Origin of the sequence: Clostridioides sp. ES-S-0010-02, assembly GCA_020641055.1 — a bacterium.
Lineage (GTDB): Bacteria > Bacillota > Clostridia > Peptostreptococcales > Peptostreptococcaceae > Clostridioides.
In genome coordinates this window covers 1809305-1828360 of record CP067345.1, presented here as the reverse complement: position 1 = coordinate 1828360, position 19056 = coordinate 1809305, and the positions used below count along the sequence as shown (strand labels likewise).

Annotated in this window: 17 protein-coding genes and 1 pseudogene; 5 read left to right on the top strand and 13 right to left on the bottom strand. The window is 27.2% G+C overall.

Annotation, left to right across the window (positions count from 1 at the left end):
- Positions 1–80 precede the first annotated feature (80 nt).
- Together JJC01_08365 and JJC01_08360 are read left to right on the top strand one after the other, a co-directional pair.
- Positions 81–1175 carry an AI-2E family transporter gene (locus JJC01_08365; protein UDN59860.1) on the top strand — a complete coding sequence of 365 codons (1095 nt, stop codon included), beginning with the start codon at positions 81–83 and terminating at the stop codon, positions 1173–1175.
- Positions 1176–1325: 150 nt separating this feature from the next.
- Positions 1326–1682, top strand: a complete 357-nt coding sequence (locus JJC01_08360) for a hypothetical protein (protein UDN59859.1) — start codon at positions 1326–1328, stop codon at positions 1680–1682.
- 101 nt (positions 1683–1783) lie between these two features.
- Here JJC01_08360 and eam read toward each other — a convergent pair whose 3' ends face one another.
- From eam to JJC01_08345, 3 genes and pseudogenes are all read right to left on the bottom strand, one after another.
- Positions 1784–3052, bottom strand: a complete 1269-nt coding sequence (gene eam, locus JJC01_08355) for a glutamate 2,3-aminomutase (protein ID UDN59858.1) — start codon at positions 3050–3052, stop codon at positions 1784–1786.
- 443 nt (positions 3053–3495) lie between these two features.
- Positions 3496–3639: pseudogene (locus JJC01_08350) on the bottom strand (PLP-dependent aminotransferase family protein).
- Between the two features lie 136 nt (positions 3640–3775).
- Entirely contained in the window at positions 3776–5317 is a 1542-nt protein-coding gene (locus JJC01_08345) for a hypothetical protein (GenBank protein UDN59857.1), read from the bottom strand.
- 273 nt (positions 5318–5590) lie between these two features.
- Between JJC01_08345 and JJC01_08340 the strand changes: the two genes are divergently transcribed.
- Positions 5591–6640 carry a PTS sugar transporter subunit IIC gene (locus JJC01_08340; protein UDN59856.1) on the top strand — a complete coding sequence of 350 codons (1050 nt, stop codon included), beginning with the start codon at positions 5591–5593 and terminating at the stop codon, positions 6638–6640.
- Positions 6641–6690: 50 nt separating this feature from the next.
- Here JJC01_08340 and JJC01_08335 read toward each other — a convergent pair whose 3' ends face one another.
- Positions 6691–7725, bottom strand: a complete 1035-nt coding sequence (locus JJC01_08335) for a hypothetical protein (protein UDN59855.1) — start codon at positions 7723–7725, stop codon at positions 6691–6693.
- Positions 7726–7742: 17 nt separating this feature from the next.
- Entirely contained in the window at positions 7743–8090 is a 348-nt protein-coding gene (locus JJC01_08330; GenBank protein UDN59854.1) for a cupin domain-containing protein, read from the bottom strand.
- A gap of 255 nt (positions 8091–8345) precedes the next feature.
- Between JJC01_08330 and JJC01_08325 the strand changes: the two genes are divergently transcribed.
- Positions 8346–9728: a peptide MFS transporter gene (locus JJC01_08325; GenBank protein ID UDN59853.1), complete on the top strand. Its 1383-nt coding sequence runs from the start codon at positions 8346–8348 to the stop codon at positions 9726–9728.
- An 85-nt stretch (positions 9729–9813) separates the two neighbouring features.
- Here the strand turns inward: JJC01_08325 and JJC01_08320 are convergent, their stop codons facing one another.
- The 5 genes from JJC01_08320 to JJC01_08300 form a co-directional block, all read right to left on the bottom strand.
- Positions 9814–11607 (bottom strand): aminopeptidase P family protein, encoded by a 1794-nt coding sequence (locus JJC01_08320; protein ID UDN59852.1) that lies wholly within the window; start codon positions 11605–11607, stop codon positions 9814–9816.
- A 236-nt stretch (positions 11608–11843) separates the two neighbouring features.
- The gene (locus JJC01_08315) at positions 11844–13235 is read right to left on the bottom strand and encodes a peptide MFS transporter (protein UDN59851.1); all 1392 of its coding nucleotides are present in this window, start codon (positions 13233–13235) and stop codon (positions 11844–11846) included.
- A 459-nt stretch (positions 13236–13694) separates the two neighbouring features.
- On the bottom strand, positions 13695–14837 hold the full coding sequence (locus JJC01_08310) for a peptidylprolyl isomerase (GenBank protein UDN59850.1): 1143 nt from the start codon (positions 14835–14837) through the stop codon (positions 13695–13697).
- 110 nt (positions 14838–14947) lie between these two features.
- The gene (locus JJC01_08305) at positions 14948–15991 is read right to left on the bottom strand and encodes a hypothetical protein (protein UDN60146.1); all 1044 of its coding nucleotides are present in this window, start codon (positions 15989–15991) and stop codon (positions 14948–14950) included.
- A gap of 275 nt (positions 15992–16266) precedes the next feature.
- Positions 16267–16701, bottom strand: a complete 435-nt coding sequence (locus JJC01_08300; GenBank protein UDN59849.1) for a hypothetical protein — start codon at positions 16699–16701, stop codon at positions 16267–16269.
- A 265-nt stretch (positions 16702–16966) separates the two neighbouring features.
- On the opposite strand from JJC01_08300, the gene JJC01_08295 reads away from it, so the two are divergent.
- Positions 16967–17344 (top strand): PadR family transcriptional regulator, encoded by a 378-nt coding sequence (locus JJC01_08295; GenBank protein ID UDN59848.1) that lies wholly within the window; start codon positions 16967–16969, stop codon positions 17342–17344.
- A gap of 59 nt (positions 17345–17403) precedes the next feature.
- Here the strand turns inward: JJC01_08295 and JJC01_08290 are convergent, their stop codons facing one another.
- From JJC01_08290 to JJC01_08280, 3 genes are all read right to left on the bottom strand, one after another.
- On the bottom strand, positions 17404–18315 hold the full coding sequence (locus JJC01_08290) for an RNA polymerase subunit sigma-24 (GenBank protein UDN59847.1): 912 nt from the start codon (positions 18313–18315) through the stop codon (positions 17404–17406).
- A gap of 78 nt (positions 18316–18393) precedes the next feature.
- Entirely contained in the window at positions 18394–18657 is a 264-nt protein-coding gene (locus JJC01_08285) for a hypothetical protein (GenBank protein ID UDN59846.1), read from the bottom strand.
- A 27-nt stretch (positions 18658–18684) separates the two neighbouring features.
- Positions 18685–19056, bottom strand: coding sequence for a hypothetical protein (locus JJC01_08280; protein ID UDN59845.1), 372 nt, complete (start codon positions 19054–19056; stop codon positions 18685–18687).

Below are 19056 nucleotides of genomic sequence, written 5' to 3'. Positions count from 1 at the left end.
TATAATAAGCTATAAATATTAACTTGATTTTAAATTTAAGTAAATATAAACTTAATAAATATAAGAAAGGTTGTGTTGTTTTGCAAGATAAAAAAATTCATTTAAATATTATACTTACTGTAGTTATTTCATATATTTTGATTAAAGTTATTGATAATTACAAATATTTTTTTGGAGTAATAAGTTTACTGATGTCACTACTAACTCCATTTATAATAGCCTTTGTATTAGCATATGTATTTAATCCATTAGTAAAGTTTTTAGAAAATAAACTTAATTTTAAAAGGATATATTCTTTGCTTCTTACTTATGGTGTATTAATAGTTATATTAATATCTTTTATACTATTTACAGTTCCATCCATAGTAAACAGTTTGGCTGATTTGGTAACTCAAGTTCCTATGTATATAGACAAGACAGAACAATTTTTATTTGATTTAGGAAAAAGCTTACAATCAGTAGACCCTAATACATTAAAAGAATATGGTGATAAAATTATGAGCGTAATGCCCAAGTTTAGTAACTTGCTTATTGGTTCACTTGGAGGAATCTTTAGTACTACCTTCTCTGTTGGAAAATTTATAGTACAACTTGTTTTAGGTTTTATAATTTGTTTCTATATATTATTAGAAAAAGAAAGATTCTTAGAATTTACAAAGAAAATTGTTTATATTTCTTTAGGTAAAAAATATGGAGACTTTATAATAGAATTGTGTCAAAGCTTAAATTTAAATATTGGTAAATACTTTACAGGCAAAATTTTAGATTCATTTGTAGTTGGAGTACTTTCTGGAATTGGTCTATACTTTTTAAAGTCTGAATATGCCCTATTGTTTGGTACATTAATGGGTATTATGAATATGGTTCCATATTTTGGCCCAGTAATAGGTATGGCACCAGTTGTAGTAATCAACTTATTCTACAATCCGACAACTGCATTAACTTGTTTAATTTACTTAATAATAATTCAACAAGTAGAAGTTGCATTTATAGAACCAAAAATTGTAGGTGGACAGCTAGGGCTTAGCCCATTCTTTACAATACTAGCAGTTACTATTGGTGGAGGATTTTTTGGTATACCTGGTATGATTCTATCTGCTCCTGTTATGGGTGTAATAAAAATATACTTTTGTGAATTTGTTAATCGTAGACATGATAAAATACAAATGGAATAAAAATACAATTTAATTACGATTTTGTAATCAAAGGTTACAGCTGTGTAACTGTAATATTATCCTCTTTAATGGTAATATTTAATTATAGAAAACATATAATATTATTAAGAAATGAATCTTATATAATTAATTACGAAAGAGGGTTTTAGTATGAAAAAAGCACTTATATCTTTATTAGTTTTATCTTGTTTATTATTAACTGCACCAGTAAATGAATCTTCTTATGCTGATTCTCAAAAGAATGTTCCTGTAAGTCAAAGTACTAAATTGACTCAAGAGCAAGCCAAAGAACTTTTAGTAAAATACAACAATAAAGTTGATTACATATATCAAGGAAATGCTAGCGATTTTGAAGCATTAAAAGCTAAAAATCTTAATGGATATGTATTTTTACCAGATGCAGATGGTGACATTGGTTATTTTGTAAATGAAAATACTTCTGAGATATATTACTTCCATCCAAGTGGATACCTTGAATTGGTTAATCAACAACAAAATAATAAATAAAATAATTAACTAATATAAAAATGGATGCAAATTGATATAAATTTAGCATCCATTTTATTTTTATTTTAAAGTTGTTTCTTTTTATATATTTAAATATTTTATTAATCCTGTGCTTGCTCTTTTATAAGTTTCTTTATATCTACAGCTGGTTCATCTTCCATTTTTATAACTTTGCCTTCCCATGTTCTAAGCATAACATAATCTGTTCCTTTTGATACAAGGTATTGTGGAAGTAATGGAGTCTTACCGCCTCCTTTTGGAGCATTAACTATATATGTTGGTATTGCCATTCCTGATGTATATCCTCTTAGATATTCCATTATTTCAAGACCATCATCTACTGATGTATTAAAATGTTTTGTTCCTTTTACATGTTTGCTTTGGAATATATAGTATGGTTTTACTCTTATTTTAAGTAATTCTTGATTTAAACATCTCATTACAAATTTATCATTATTTATACCATTTAATAACACGGCTTGATTTCCTAATGGTATACCTGCATTTGCTAATTTTTCACAAGCCTCTTTAGATTCTTTAGTTATTTCCATCGGATGATTAAAATGTGTATTTATATATATAGGATGATATTTTTTTAGCATATTACAAAAATCATCTGTAACTCTTTGTGGCATGGTAACAAGAGTTCTAGTTCCTAATCTAACATAATCAACATGTGGTATTTCTTTAAGTTGGCTAAGAATCCATTCCAAATAATCATCTTTTAATGTAAGAGCATCTCCACCAGTTACTAATACATCTCTTATTTCTTCATTTTCTCTAATATAGTCTATAGATTCTTGTATAACAGCTTTCGACTTATGAGAATCTTGTTGACCAATATTTCTTCTTCTTTGGCAATGTCTACAATACATAGCACATTCATTTGTTACATTTATTATTAATCTATCTGGATATCTTCTAGTTATACATCCTGCTGGATTTGTATACTCTTCTCCCATTGGGTCTAAATCATCTTGTTCATCTTCCAATTCTATATGTGTCGGTATAGAAAGTAATTTTATAGGGTCACATATATCATTTGGGTCTATCAAGCTCAAATAATATGGAGATATTGCCCATCTAAATTGAGTACCAACTTCTTTTATATATTCTTTTTCTTTTTTAGTTAGATTGATAATCTTTGATAAAGTATCTACATCTGTGATTCTATTTGATAATTGCCATTTGTAATTATTCCAGTCTTCTTCTGTTCCATTTAATATGCTTAATATGTTTTGTTTTCGTTTATTTATCTCTTCTTCTTTTTCAAGACCTCTGTTAATTGTTTTCCTAGCCTGAATATAATCATCAATTTTTGATTTTAGTTCAGCAGCTCTCTCTAAGGATATTCTAGTTTGTTCATTCATAATTTTTAGCTACCAAAATTAATTAATTTCCATTATTGATAGCATCCTCCTTTCTGATGTGTTTATATCATTCTGATAGGCAAATTTAATTTTGCCATATAGATTTTATAACATATGAAATTGATTTTATTTTTGCATTTTTTCTGTTATTTTATACATTTGTGAATATTTTCCCACTATAGTCAATAAATTACAATTTATTATGCATTTTTTTTAACAAATGATTAATTATTTCTATTTTTAAGAATTATTTTACCATAAAACGATTATATTTTCAAGATGATTAAAGTTAAAATTTTAATAGAAAGTAAAGTATTTCATTAAATAATAAAAGCGGAGGTTTATTATAATAAATTTCTCCGCATTTTTATTTATTTAATTAAATTATACTCAGATAAAATCTTATTAGTAGCTTCATTTCTTTTTATAATCTCATCTTTTCTTTCTTCAATAATTATGATATTATACTTTTTTGCTATCTCTGCTATTTTCTTACATGATAAGTTAGACATAGAATGCGTTGTTGGATTATGATAATCTGGTATGATATATATGCCTTTTATGTTTTCATTTTTACAATAATTTTCACACTAAAAATTTAACACCAGTATGTTTCAATAAAATAGAAAGGATAGTATGATTACTCCCATACTATCCTCTTCTTATAATGATTTGATTTATTAATAAATCATAAATCTAACACTTCTAAATTTTTGTATAAATTTATCTTACATTTATAACATCACTATTTTTAGAATTTTGTCCATTGTAATTTGCCACTACATATATATCTAAATTTAAATCTCCTTCAGGGATACTTATAGTATGTTCATTCCCTTTTATATCACTTTGATACAAAGTAAACTCACCATCTCCATTAGTATTATTTTTTATATATATACTATAGGTACATTCTTTATGAGATACACTGCTCCAGTTAACTCTAATAACATTGTTATCTCTGTCAACATTAGCGGATATATTTTCAACCTTCATGTTTTGTATGTTATCATTATTATCTGAGTTGCCATTACCATTCATATTAGTAATGTTTATTATATTACTTGGCTTGGTTGTATCTGAGTCTTTCTTACCTAGAACATAAATATCATAATCTATACTCTGATTATCTTTTACATCAATTTCTATAGTAGCATATACTTTTTGTGATTTTCCTAAATCACTTTCATTTACAGTTATAGATTTGATTTTCTTAAATGATTCTTCTGACAACTTGTCTTTAAGATATATATCATAGTCAAAAACATCTTTCATATAATCCCATTCAAGTTTAATAATAACTTTGTTATTTACTATTTTATGTGAACCTACTAAATTCTGTATATAATCATTAGTTATAGTTTCTTTGACTACTGTTACAGTTATTATTTTAGACTTATCTCCACAAGTTATCCTTACTCTTTCTTTACCTTCTCTAAGACCTACTACACTTCCATCACCGCTTAGACTTATAGCTCTTTCCACAGGTAATTTTGAATCGGCCAACTCATAGTGTATTTTTGGTGGTTCTAAACCTGGTGGAGAAGTTATTATATCTGGTTTTAATTTCTCATTTTGGTCAACTTCTATTTTTACATCATTCATATTTATTTCGGCAACTCTAGCTTGAATTCTAAAGGTTCTCTCTACTTCTTTATTTCCACACTTAGCATATATTGTGGCTTTTCCAACTCCAACTGCACTTACTGTATTTCCTTTAATTTTTAGCACATCATCATTACTACTCTTATAGATAGGTTTATATGACTTTTTAAATTTGTCATAATCAACCTCTATTGTACTTTCTATAGTAGCACTATCACCAACATGTTTTAAATCCCCATTAATCTCCATATCTAGTGATTCTACTTCTGGGTCTACTACCTTTATAGTAGCCTTTTTCAACACTCTTGAATTCTTCATAATACCCACAGAAGAATACCCAACCTTTAATGCTGTCATCTTATTTCCATCTATTTTTAAAGTCCCTGAATTATCCAACACATTAAACCAAATATTTGGGTCTTTAGCATATGAAGGAACCTTGATATATTCGCCAGTAGACAAAGTAACTGTTTCATTTAGTTTTACTACATATTTATCTAAATCTTTAACATATTCCCCATCTACAATTTCGATTTCCACTCCCTTTACCATTGGTCTAAGTATTCCAAATTTAAAAAGGTAGTACTGCGCAACAAGCAATATAGGAATAGATATAATTATGGCAATTTTTCTGTATTTCTTATTTTCTACAAATCTCATCTATCCACTTCCTTTAGCCTAATATATAATCATTTGTTTTGTAAGCAATCTACCTAAGTTAAATATTGGGATAAACTGGAAAAGTATTATATTTCAGAATATCCCTATACTAATTATAAACCATAAATTTAAAATTTAAAACTAAAATTAGTGTTAATTTCTTACTATTACAGTAGTCTAATTTTAGTGAAATAACATTTGTCTTGTCAGCTAAAAAGTTATATAATTAATTAAAAAGAAATTATATTTGTATTATATGAGGAGGATTTTAAATTGGAAATCAATTGCAAAAAAAGAAATTTTAAATCGTTTGCTAAGAGCAAAAACATTGAAATTTCTGTTCAAAGGTATCTTATTGATGCATTAAGTTATATGGCACTAGGCCTTTTTTCTTCCCTTTTAATTGGAACAATTTTTAACACATTAGGAGATAACTTTAACATATCTCTTTTTACTGAAGTTATAAGCCCACTTGCTAAGCAAGTTACAGGCCCAGCTATAGCAGTGGCTATTGCGTATGGACTTCAAGCGCCTCCACTTGTGCTATTTTCTTGTGCACTTGTTGGAGCTTGTGGTAATGAACTAGGAGGACCTGTGGGTGCATTTGTCGCTACACTTTTTGCAGTAGAAATTGGAAAATTAGTTTCAAAGGAAACAAAGGTAGACATATTAGTTACACCTGCTGTAACAATACTAATAGGAGTACTTGTGGCAGAACTTATTGGACCAGCAGTTTCTGCATTTATGACTTCATTTGGAAACATAATAATGCAAGCAACCACTATGCAACCTATAATAATGGGAGCTCTTGTCTCTGCACTTGTTGGAATAGCTCTTACACTACCCATAAGTAGTGCAGCTATTTGTATGATGTTAAGTTTGGGAGGGCTTGCTGGTGGAGCAGCAACTGTTGGTTGTTGTTGCCAAATGATAGGTTTTGCTGTTATGAGTTTTAGAGAAAATGGAGTAGGAGGTCTTGTAGCTCAAGGACTTGGTACATCCATGCTCCAAGTTCCCAATATAATAAAAAACTGGAAAATTTGGATACCACCTACAATAGCTTCAATAATACTTGGGCCATTGTCTACAACAATATTTAAAATGGAAAATATACCTATTGGCTCTGGTATGGGAACTTGTGGATTAGTTGGACAATTTGGAACAGTAACTGCCATGCAAAGTGCTGGAAAAGGTGGAATAACTATGTGGATTGGTATACTTTTACTTAACTTTGTACTTCCTGCTATTGTAACTCTAATAATATCAGAATTTATGAGAAAAAAAGGTATGATAAAACCAGGAGATTTAAAATTAGATGTATAAATAAAAAAACTACTCCTTACTTTTTTATAAGTAATAAGGAGTAGTTTTTTTTATGAAAATTCCAACATTTTTTTCAGTAACCAATCCATAGAACCTTTAACTTCATTCCAAAGTACTATATTTTCATCATAGTAATAGACAGCTTCTCCCTTTTCTTCCGCTGTAACAAACTCTCTACCAAAGGCATTTCGCCAATCTATTAAATATAATCCAATATATTTATTTTTATTTTTAGCACTTTTAATAGCATCACTTGCTAAAAACATATTTTTATTTTTAAAATAATAAAGAGCTTTGCTATACATCCATGTAGCAGAATTTTCTTCTTTATACATTTCAAATAAATTATTTATTGCTATTCTATCATTTAACCTAATTAATACATTGAGTAATTTATACCTTATTCCTTGCTCATCATCAGGATTGATTTCTATTAAATACTCTAATACCTTTCTAGCTTCCTTTAAATTATCAATACTCTCTAACTTCCTAGCAAGAGACTCAAGTGCTACCATATAAGCTCTAGTAGATACACCTTTCCAAAATCCAAGTTGTCTATCTTCCTTAGTAATCATGCTTTTTCCAATGTTTACAGCTTCTTCCATATACCTAATTGACTCAATATGATTTTTAGCTTCTTGTGATAGTTTAATATATCTTTTATAAAGTATTTTTTTCTTTTCTAACTCTAAATCTATGGCTTTGGATTTAGAGTTACTCTCTCTTACCCAAAACTCAATATTAGAGATAGCAATAGTATCTTGATTTAAGAAATCAATATTACAAACGTCTTTTATCAATGATGATTTATTGTTTATAGTGTTTAAAGAAACACCTATTTTTTTTGAAAATTCCTTTTTGGTTATATGTAATGGATGCTTCTTATTATATAAGAGATTTTGCTCCAAAACTATGTTTAGTATAGCTGAAGACCATATATCAGCTCTAGAAGAATGAATTATCTCTTTATTATTATCTAAAATGTCTTGCAAGATTTTAAAACTTATATCTTTATATTCTTGATTTAGATTGGAGTTGCAAAATCTATTTATCTTGTCTTTAATTTCTTCTATCTTGCTTGTCATGACTCCTCCTCCATATTTTACACATATAAGACTACTGCTACAAATTCAAGTTCTTCTTCTCCTATATTCTCTATAGAATGTTCTTCACCATCAGCAGTGTATATTACATCACCCTCATTTACTTCTACAAATTCCCCATTATCAAAAACTTTACCTTTTCCCTTTAATATATAATATACCTCAAAATCAGTTGTATGGTCATGCACACCAATTGAACTTCCTACTGGTAAAGTTATTCTTTTAAATAATCTTCCTTTTCCTTTAAGCTCATCAATTTGTAATATATTTTCAAGCTTAACTTTTCCAACCCCACCAGTTAAATTTTCTTTTACTTCTACTTGTAATTCAGATTTCTTTCTTATCATAGCTCATCCCACCTGCCAAACAATCAATCTAACTACTAAATTGGCATATCCTTTCCATAATATGTTGTATTTTAATATAATAATAACATATATTCTTGTAAAAAAATATTACTGAATCTATAAAATAATACTATTTTTATAGATTATTAACACTTTGTTTTCTTATGCCATAAGTTGACGTCTTTATAAAAAAAACATATACTCATATAGTGTGGAAAAATTTTGTTAAATTATTGGTCTGGAGGTTCTCAACATATGTCAATTTTAAAAACTCAAGAAAAGCTTAAACAGCCTAAGGATTTATATTTTTGTTGTTCAATATTTACATTTGTAGGACTTGCATACTATGGTATGAAATTAGTGCTATTGTTATTTCTAGCTGAGCAAGTATCTAAAGGTGGTTTGGGATTAACACCAGCAGAATCTGCATCAATGCTTGCATCTTTTTTAGCATGGACTTATTTTTCTCCAGTTATTGGTGGATGGGTTAGTGATAGATTTTTAGGTCCGAAAAATTGTATTATGCTTGGAATGATAATGGTTTCAATTGGCTACTTTTTAGGATATCTGGCAAATAGCAAAATGGATGTAAACATCATGATATTCTTGTCTGGATTAGGAATAGGTTTTTATAAGGGAAACTTGCATACCTTAGTTGGAAACTTATATACTAATGATGACCCAAGAAAGGATGGCGCTTTTTCTATTACATATATGGCTACTAATCTGGGAACATTATTTGGTCCTTTAATCTGTGGTTTGGTCGCTAATGAATGGTTCGCTATGAAAAATGGTACTTCTATAAATATGTATGGTTACAGATATGTATTTTTATTTGCTTCAATTACTGTTTTAATAGGCTTATTATTCTTTATATTTGGTCACAAAAGATTTTATAAATCTTCAAGTAATGAATTTAGTAGTCAAAAAGAAACTATAAAGAAATCATTAGAATATAAAAAATTACTTGCTTCAAAACCATTAACTACAGTTGAGAAAAAAAGAATAATAGTAATATTAATATTAGCTTTTTTTACAGTATTTTTTTGGATAGCATATAATCAAGCTTCTATGTCTATAGCTTTGTATACAAAAGAACACATAAATCTGACTGTTGGTAATTTTCAAATACCAACCTCATGGATAGATTCATATAATGGTCTTCTATGTGTCATCCTTGGCCCTATATCTGCTCTAGTCTGGGTAAAATTATCTCAGACTAAAAAAGGCGATTTAAGTGTACCTTCAAAAATGAGTCTAGGGTTTATACTATTAGCTATAGCATTTTTATTCATGATAGTCGCAGTTATACAAACAGGAACTAACCCTAATTCAATTCAGAAAGCAAGTGTATTTTGGGTAATTGGATTTTTAACATTCCAAAGTATAGGAGAGATTTGTTTTTCTCCAGTTGGATATGGTATGGTAAATAAACTTTCACCAGAAAAATATATTTCATTCTTAATGGGTGTTTGGTTCTTAGGTAAATTTGCAGCAAATAAATTATCTGGTTATACACAGGCTATTATAGACCACCTTGGTATGTTACAAGTATTTATAGTAATCCCTTCATTTTTATTGCTATTTGGAATTATATTACTTATAATGAATAAAAAACTTGTAGAATTATCAAAGTAAAAACTATGTTTAAGTTTAATAGATAATATATCAAAAATCGAGGCATTAAAATGCCTCGATTTATTTATAGTATTCAATTACAAAACTATATAGCTCTAGTATAAACTTTTAACCATTCTCTTTCTTCACCAGTTAGGAAAGGAGATATCTTATCATAAACTAATTTATGATACCAGTTTAAATAATCTTTTTCATCTTGATTCATTAATTCTGGAACTATACCATCTAAATCAATAGGAGCTAATGTAACAACTTCAAATTCCATAAATTGACCATAAAAATTCTTTTCAGCTTTTCTAACTACTATTTCATTTTCTGTTCTTATACCATGAGAACCTTCTATATATATACCTGGTTCATTAGTAGTTACCATTCCTTCTTCAAGAACTGCACTATCAAATCTTTCAGGAACTACTCTCCATCTAAATCCATTTGGAGCTTCATGAACATTTAATACAAATCCTATACCATGTCCAGTTCCACATTGATAATCTATTCCCATATTCCACATACAACTTCTAGATAATATATCTAGGTTGTATCCTCTACAACCATGTAAGAATTTAACCTTAGAAAGATTTATCATACCTCTTGCTACAGAAGTGAAATGTAATTTTAATTCATCACTTATAGGTCCTAATACTGTAGTTCTAGTTATATCAGTAGTTCCATCATAATATTGTCCACCTGAATCTACTAAGAATAAACCTTCAGCTTCCAACTTATAGTTTGATTCTGGAGTTGCACTATAGTGCATCATAGCAGCATGCTCTTTATATGCAGCAATTGTATTGAAACTTGGTTCAAAGAATCCTTCTTGTTCTCTTCTTAGTCCCTCTAATTTTTCAGTAGCACTTATTTCAGTTATTTCTATCTTACCTACATTATTCTTTAACCAGTACATAAATTTAGTGAAAGCTACACCATCTTTAACATGTGAATTTCTTATGTTCTCTAATTCTACCTCATTTTTTTGGGCCTTAAAGAACATTACTGGATTAAACTCATCAACTTTTTCAACTCCACAAGGTATATTATTGTAAATTGCATAGTTAATCTTAGTTCCATCAACTAAAACTTTTTCATCTTTATCTATATGTTTTACAAAATCATATACATCATTATATGGTTTTATTTTTACATTTTCTTTAGCCAATTCATTTAATATCTCTTCATTTAATTTACTTTCATCAACAAATAAATAAACTTCTTTTAAAGTTATCACTGCATAAGAAAGTACAACTGGATTGTATTTAACATCTCCACCTCTTATATTAAATAACCATGCTATGTCATCAAGAGTTGTTATTACATGAGTAGAAGTACCTTTTTCACTCATTTTTTCTCTCAATCTAGCTAACTTTGAACTAAAACTTTCTCCACAGTATTTAACATCTAATAAAAATGCTTTACTATCTGATAAAGCTGGTCTATCTGACCATATGCTATCTATTAAATCATATTGGTATTCTACTTTTATACCTTTTTTAGATAATTTTTCAGCTAATGTAGCTCCTTCTTTAGCACATATAACTTTACCATCAAAACCTAAAGTTCCACCTTCTGGAATATTTGTATATAAATATTCATCAGTAGTTGGGCAACCTTCTTGTCCCATTTTAAATAATTTTATTGTACTTCCTTCTAATTGAGATTCTGCTTGTATAAAGTATCTTCCATCTGTCCATAATCCAGCTTCATCTTTAGTCACAATAACTGTTCCAGCTGAACCATTGAATCCTGATATAAATTCTCTTGATTTGAAGTAATCTCCTACATATTCACTTTGATGATTGTCAGAAGACGGAATCATATAAGCATCAATATTTTTTTCTTCCATAAGTCTTCTTAATTCATTTACTCTGTCTTTTATATTCACAACAAGACCTCCTCAAAATAATAGTTTGAATAACTAAATATATAAGTATGTAAAGTTTATTACATAAATTTTCCTTTTATATAATTTATATAAATCTTATACACTCTAATTATCACAATTATAATTTTAATTACAATATCTATCTATGTAAAGCTTTTTTTCATAATTAAAGAGGAAATTACGTTTGATTTTATATTCAAATGTAATTTCCTTTATTTTCACTAATTAAGTGTGGATTATTTTGTTTCTGTTAACAAATCCATTGCCATTAATTTTGTCAATATATTTCTTAATCCAAGTAATATTAAACCAAAGATTATTAAGACTCCTGCTATTCCTCCAAAGATTTGCAAAAAACCTAATGTAGCTGTAAATCCAGCAATTTTTCCTGATAACAAACTAGCAAAAAAACTTGTCAGATACCATGCACCCATAGATAATGTAGCATATTTAGCTGGAGCTAATTTATTAAACATTGCAAGACCTATAGGAGACAAAAATAACTCCCCTACAGTTGTAAATATATAGGTTACTACTATAAAAAGTATGCTAGCCTTTATTGTCCCATCTGAACCATTGGCTAATGTGGCCAATACCATAACTATAAAACCAAGACCCATTATTATCATTCCCAACCCCATTTTAACTGGAATAGAAAAGTCGCCTCTTTTAGTATTAGATAATTTAACCCACAAAGCAGCTAATACAGGGCATAAAGCTACACATAATATAGCATTTAACGATGTAAGCCATGCCACTGGCATTTCAAATCCAAATAGAGTTCTATTTACATTGTCTCTTACATAAATCATAAATGAACTTTGTGTTTGATAGTATGCTGTCCAAAATAAAACTACAAATAAGAATAATACAACCATTGCTATGATTCTATTTTTCTCTAATTTAGTAAGTGGTCCATACTCAATTTTTTCACCTTTATTTCCCTTAGTAACTGGATGTTTTCCAACTTCTTTTAGTAGCTTTGGCGCAAAAAGTGTAAATATAATCATACCAAGCATCATACCTATACCACAAACTAAGAATGCCATCTTATATCCATAAGACACTATATCTCCGTTTACTCCTCTTACTGCAAATACATTATCAGAAAGCAGTCCACATATGATTGGAGCTATGAATGCACCTACATTTACTGCCATATAGAATAAACTATATGCTGCGTCTTTTCTTGATACCTCGGTTTTAGGATATATATCACCAACTATATTGGAACAACTTGATTTAAAAAAACCATTTCCTAAAATGATTATTGATAGACCTACCCAAACCATATTAATAGATGTAGATGATGCAAACAAAACAAAGTCACCTATTGCTATTAAAAGTGCACCTATAGATATACATTTTTGTTGACCTAAAACTTTATCTGCCAACCAGCCACCAATTAATGGTGTAAGATATATAAGACCTGTAAACAAACCAAACATTGAAGTTGCTTCTTGAGTAGAAAGTCCTAGACCACCTTGAGTTACACTCGCTGTAAAAAATAATACCAACAAAGCTGTTAATCCATAATAACTAAATCTTTCCCATAAAATTGTCATACAAACAAGCCAAAAACTCTTCGGATGACTAGCTTTTTTAGATACGCTTTCAGTATTTGACATAAAAAAACGCCCCCTTATTATTTTTATAGTTAAATTCAGTACTAAGATTAGCTTAATCATTTTAACACATACTTATAATAGCATCTTTTTTTATATTACTCAATAGATTATTGTTAATATTTTCATTTTTTTATTATTATTTTTAAAATTATGAAAAATATTCTTTTTTAAGTATTTTTAAAGAATAACTTTAGTATATATATTTGAATAGTATTTTTTTAGCTTTTAAATTTTTTTATTTATTTTTTTTATATTTTATATAGATTTTCAATGAAATAATTTAAATTCAAAATACGTTTTCATTGTTAATTTATGCATGTTATTTTTTTATAATTTCATTTTTAGGCGAATTAATTTTATGATAAAATAATAAAAGCTGTTTAAGTTCTCTATTTAAGAACAAAAACAGCTTTTAGATATATATATTAATATTTTCTTCTTTTAATAAATTGATTTAATCTATTGCTTTGCTTTCATTTGATATTTATCTGTAATTTTTACATTGTATTTTTCCTTTAAATCATTTATAAGTAAGTTTTGCTTTTCTGATGTTAAAGTACTTACTAAATCTGATTTTACTTCTTCAAATGGTTGATATTTTTCATCTGTTTTCTTAATTATATGGTATCCATAATCACTTTCTACAAGCTTACTAGATATTTCTCCTTTTTTCAAAGCAAATGCAGCTTTTTCAAAAGATTCTACCATTTGACCTTTTCCAAAAAATCCTAAATCTCCACCTGATTCTGCACTACTATCTTCAGAATACTTTTTAGCTAGAGTAGCAAAATCTTCTCCAGCTTCAGCTTTTTTAAGTATTTCTTCTGCTTGTTTTTTAAGTTCAGCTTTTTTACTATCACTGACTTGTTTACCTTTATCATCAACAGTTTTTATTAAAATATGTGAAGCTCTAACTTGTAAATAATTGCTCTTGTTTTTGTCATAATAACTTTGTGCATCTTTATCTGTTACTTTTGATGCTTCATTTAAGTATTTTGATGCTATTAGTTCTTTTTTCATATCGTCTTTTATATATTTCTCAGTCAGGTCAAATTGCTTTAGAAACTCTTCTTTTGTCATTCCCATTGCAGATTCTATGCTAGACATTAGATTATCATATTGAGAATTTAATTCGTCATTAGTTATGCTTATCTTTTCTTTTGCTGCTTCTGAAGATAATATCTCTGATGTAATCATAGTCTCAATCATATTTGATTCATATGAACGTATTTCATCATCACTCATAGTATTTTTTGCATTTAAATAAAATAATGGCTCCATTCTTTTTCTTAACATTTCCCCTGTAATTTTTTTATCCCCAATAGTAGCTACTACTTCATTACTATTATAACGCTTTGAAGTGGCTGGTAATTTTCTTCCAGCTTCTTTTCCAGAGACATAGCCTCCACCCAAGCAAATTGCCCCTACTGCAACAATTGCTACAATTGCTTTAAGCTTTTTACTACTTAATTTTATTTCTCTTTTTTTGATTTTGTTATCAGTATTTTTTTCACCTGACACATCATCTTGTTTAGAACTTACATTTTCTGAATTTTTAATTTCATTCAATGTATTATCTTTTGAATTTTTTTCTTCAGACATTAATATCCTCCTTAAATTTAATTGTACAATACTTCACTTTTATTATTTTACATTAAAATAATATTAAATGTGTGAATCATAAATGAAACTCTCATGAATTTAAAATGAAATTAAATATTTCTTAAACTATATCTTATGAAATTTCTTCCTATTTTTGTATCTCCATACTTTAACATTTGTATAACTTCATTTTTTTCTTTTTGCAAATAAATAGAACATTCTTCTAAAGACTTAAATATCTCTAATACTTCGCCTTTTTTATTTACTAATTCAATCTTTTTCTTTCCACCTCTTTTGATTATAGACTTATATTTTTTAAAATATTCATCATATTCTTCATCAATACACTCAAACTTATAATTCATTTTTATTGTTTCAATCTTATCATTAGTTAAAATTTCATTTCTCCTTTTATCAGAAAGTCTTGTACTAAATATTTTGTCATTAAGAATATTAAATATCTCAGATGGAGATTTACTATTTTCTAGATAGCTCCACTCATTTTTACAGTATTCTTCTACATTTAACACTTTACTTAAATAATTTATAGCTTCTCCAAAGTAATCCATATATCCATATTTTAAATTTTCTCTTATGTAGCCAAGTGGTACCTTAAGATTTTTACTACATTGAATATGAGTATCAAAAGTCTTCTCTTCTTTAGTATATAAGTTTATTGCTTTTATACTTCTTCCTCGTTTTATTTTTATTTCTTTTATGTAATTTAAATCTTCTTCTGTTAAATATTCATTTATACCAATTACTTGTTTTTCTTCAACTTCAGTAGTGTTTGTTACTAAAATATTATTTTCACTTCGCTCAATTTCTTCAAATTTTTTAGAATCTGTTTTTTTACTTTCAAGCGGTATTTCTTCTTTATTTAAGTTGATAGATTCATCAGTAATAAATACTTCATTTTTATCTAATTCTATAGTATTTTTATTAATTAGTATTTCTTCGCTATTTATACTTTTTTCTATTATTTCTATATCATCAATTATTATTTCTACTTTATTTAAAGTTGTATCATCATTATTAACTATTAATTCTTCTTTATCATTGTTGATTATCAATTCTTCTTCAGATAAGACTTTATTTTTTTTATCACATACCACTTCTTCTTTGCGTAACACTTTATCTTCTTTATTAGACAAATATTCTTCTTGGTTTAAAGACTCATTTTCTTCACTTACAACTTCCTCTTTACAGCATAATACCTTTTTTTCTTTATCAATTAAATTTTCTTCATACAAAATTTTTTCATTTTTTAATATTATTTCACCTTCTTCTTTTGCTGCCTCAACTTTTTGTCTCTTTTTCATAATACCAAACCACTTTTTTAACACTCAATGTTCCTCCTAATACTTTATCTACTCTTTATATTGCCATACAAAATATTACTTTGTCAAAACTCTTATTTGGTATATAACTACTTAATACTATTTTCTTGATATTTTTTTGTTAAATCAGTTTTCCAAATAATATAATCTATAGCTATTCCAAGTGTAAGCATTATTCTTCTTATTGATAAATCTTCTATATCAAAATCCTCATCAATAACTTTTCCACAATCAACTTTTGGCATAATAGCTTCCATAATTTTGTTTAAAACTATATCTTTTGCTAAATCACACTCTTTAGAAAAATGTTCTTCATTATCACATAATGACTGTGCTAAAATAACTAGTAATTTTCCTATAGTTAAAAAACCATGTTTTAGACTAAAATTCTCATTATTATTAATTTCATCATAAAGCTTATTTATAAAATTATCTACTATATTGGTAACTATATTGTTATCTTCTTCATTTATCCTTTTTATTTGTTCTAAAATAGTTTCTTCTTGTATATTGGTATTACACATGTTTATTCACCATTCCTTTATTTGAAATTTTATTTATAGCTTAAAAACTAAATATCTTCTAACTTATTAATTGTTGTTTGCGACTGTTGGATGTTATATAATAATAATCAAGTACGTGTAAAAACTATACAAAAAATATAAGTTAAAATTCATAGTGTATATTCAATTATATTATTCAAATACATAATGTAAATTATTTATCATGTAAATTATTTATTAAAACTGTATCAGAATTTGTAAAATAATATTTAAAAGGAGAAAATATATGAAATATTCAACAATGGGTATGAAAGCGGTAAATACAAAAGAAAATGATAATAAATTTTCTAGTAGTATATTTTTAGAGCTGTACACGTTAAATTTGATGATAAAAAAAGACGATTGTGTTTATGGAAAGGAAGTTACAGATTATATAGGTAGTTTTAATTTATCTTGGAAACCTAGTAATGGAACTATGTATCCAATAATAGAAAAAATGCTCACAAAAGGTCTTATTGAGGTTGCAGCAAAAAAAGAACGTAAAAAGCTCTATAAAATAACTGAAAAAGGTAGAACCTATTACAATGAAAGGTCTGCAGACTTTAAACAGATGCTAATAGAATCAGCAAATTTTTATAATACTATTGCGAACGAATTAGAATAATACTCAAGAAGACCACTCTTTATATTAGAGTGGTCTAAATCTTATAAGAGTAATAATTCTTACTCCTTTAAATAATTAATCAATCTTACAGCTTTTCTCAATTTAGATTTTGCACAGGCTCTTTTTTTATTTATTGTCCCTCTACAAAGACCAAATAGCTCTGCTATTTCTGAATCAGTATTATCTTTCATATACCACATTACTAATATTCGTCTTTCAAATGTTGTAAGATCCTTAAAAATATTAGAACACGTAATTCCATTAATCCAATTATTATTTAAAAATTCATCATCGTATATATTTATAGCTACATCTTTTTCAATTATCGCAATTGACAATTGTAACTTATAAAAAAGCTCGACATAATCGAGCACTTCGTCTATTTCTTTTTGTGCATTTTTATCACAAATTGTTTCTTCTATAGGTAATTGTTGGTCAGAATCATATATCTTACATATTTTTTTCTGATAATATAGACCTCTTGCTATTGGGTCTTTAGATAGTTTTTCTAAATGTCTAAAGACATAATAATGAAAATTTCTTTTGACATGATTGTGAAAAGACGGCTTTGTATCTTTATATTTATGACACATAGATAAAAAAATAGCGCTTATCTCCTGTTGTATGTCTTCTTTGTCATTATTTGAAAATATACCAACTATTTTTGCAACTGTCTTATCTGCTACCCTTTGACCATGGCCATTCACAAAATATGAATTTAATTTTAGTCGTTCATTTTCTTCCTCTACAAATAATTTAATAAAACTTCTTATTGAGTAATCTTCTATAGAATATTGTCCATACACTATTAAAGAGACATACTTATTTAACATTGTTCTAAATGAATTAATTAATTCTTGTGCAGCATCTCTTGAACCAGCTTGTAATTCATATACCAAATCATGTATTCTTTGATATTCACTCATTCCATACTTTTGCATATTATTTTTATAAGTTATTTTTTTCTCCATATTATATACCTTCTTAGCATTATATTATCATTTCTTATCCATTAAGATTATAAAACTATACATTTATACAAGAAATATTTACTCAAGTAAATATCTTCTTTCATTAAGTAAACCAGGAACTGATTTATCAGCCATTTTATCTATGTACTCAAAGCATTTTGGATGTATATGCCATTTAAATTCTTTTTTTCTTTTATATTTATCTATTGAAAATTGTTCTGGCATTATTGGCTTATTACATATTTGACATATCATTACCTCTCCTTTTCCTGGTGGCTTTGGAACTCTACCGCCTGTAGTGTAATGCTTTGCTTCTATATTTTTATCAATAGTAAAATTCATATTTCTCCCCCCATAAGCTTGATAAAATCATATATAAATTTCAGTAATATCTTTATGTACATTCTCTTTTGATTTTAATATCATATTTTTGACATCATAGTTCAATTTTAATTCTATTTTTTTAGTTTCACAGTCTCTTATCAAGTCCGTTAACACATAACTTTTTATAACAATTGTTTTTGTAATTGAATTGTAAAGCTTTATATTAAACAACAAGTTTTTATTTTGTAAATCAAATTTCAAAAAATAATATTTTAAGTCATCTTTATTTATATTACATATCACCACATTATTAGCAAATAGTTTTAACTCATCAATAATTTTAAAAATAAGATTTACTATTTTAGTTACTGTTTTAATTTCACTTTTATTTTTGTATAATAAATGTATAGTTTTCAC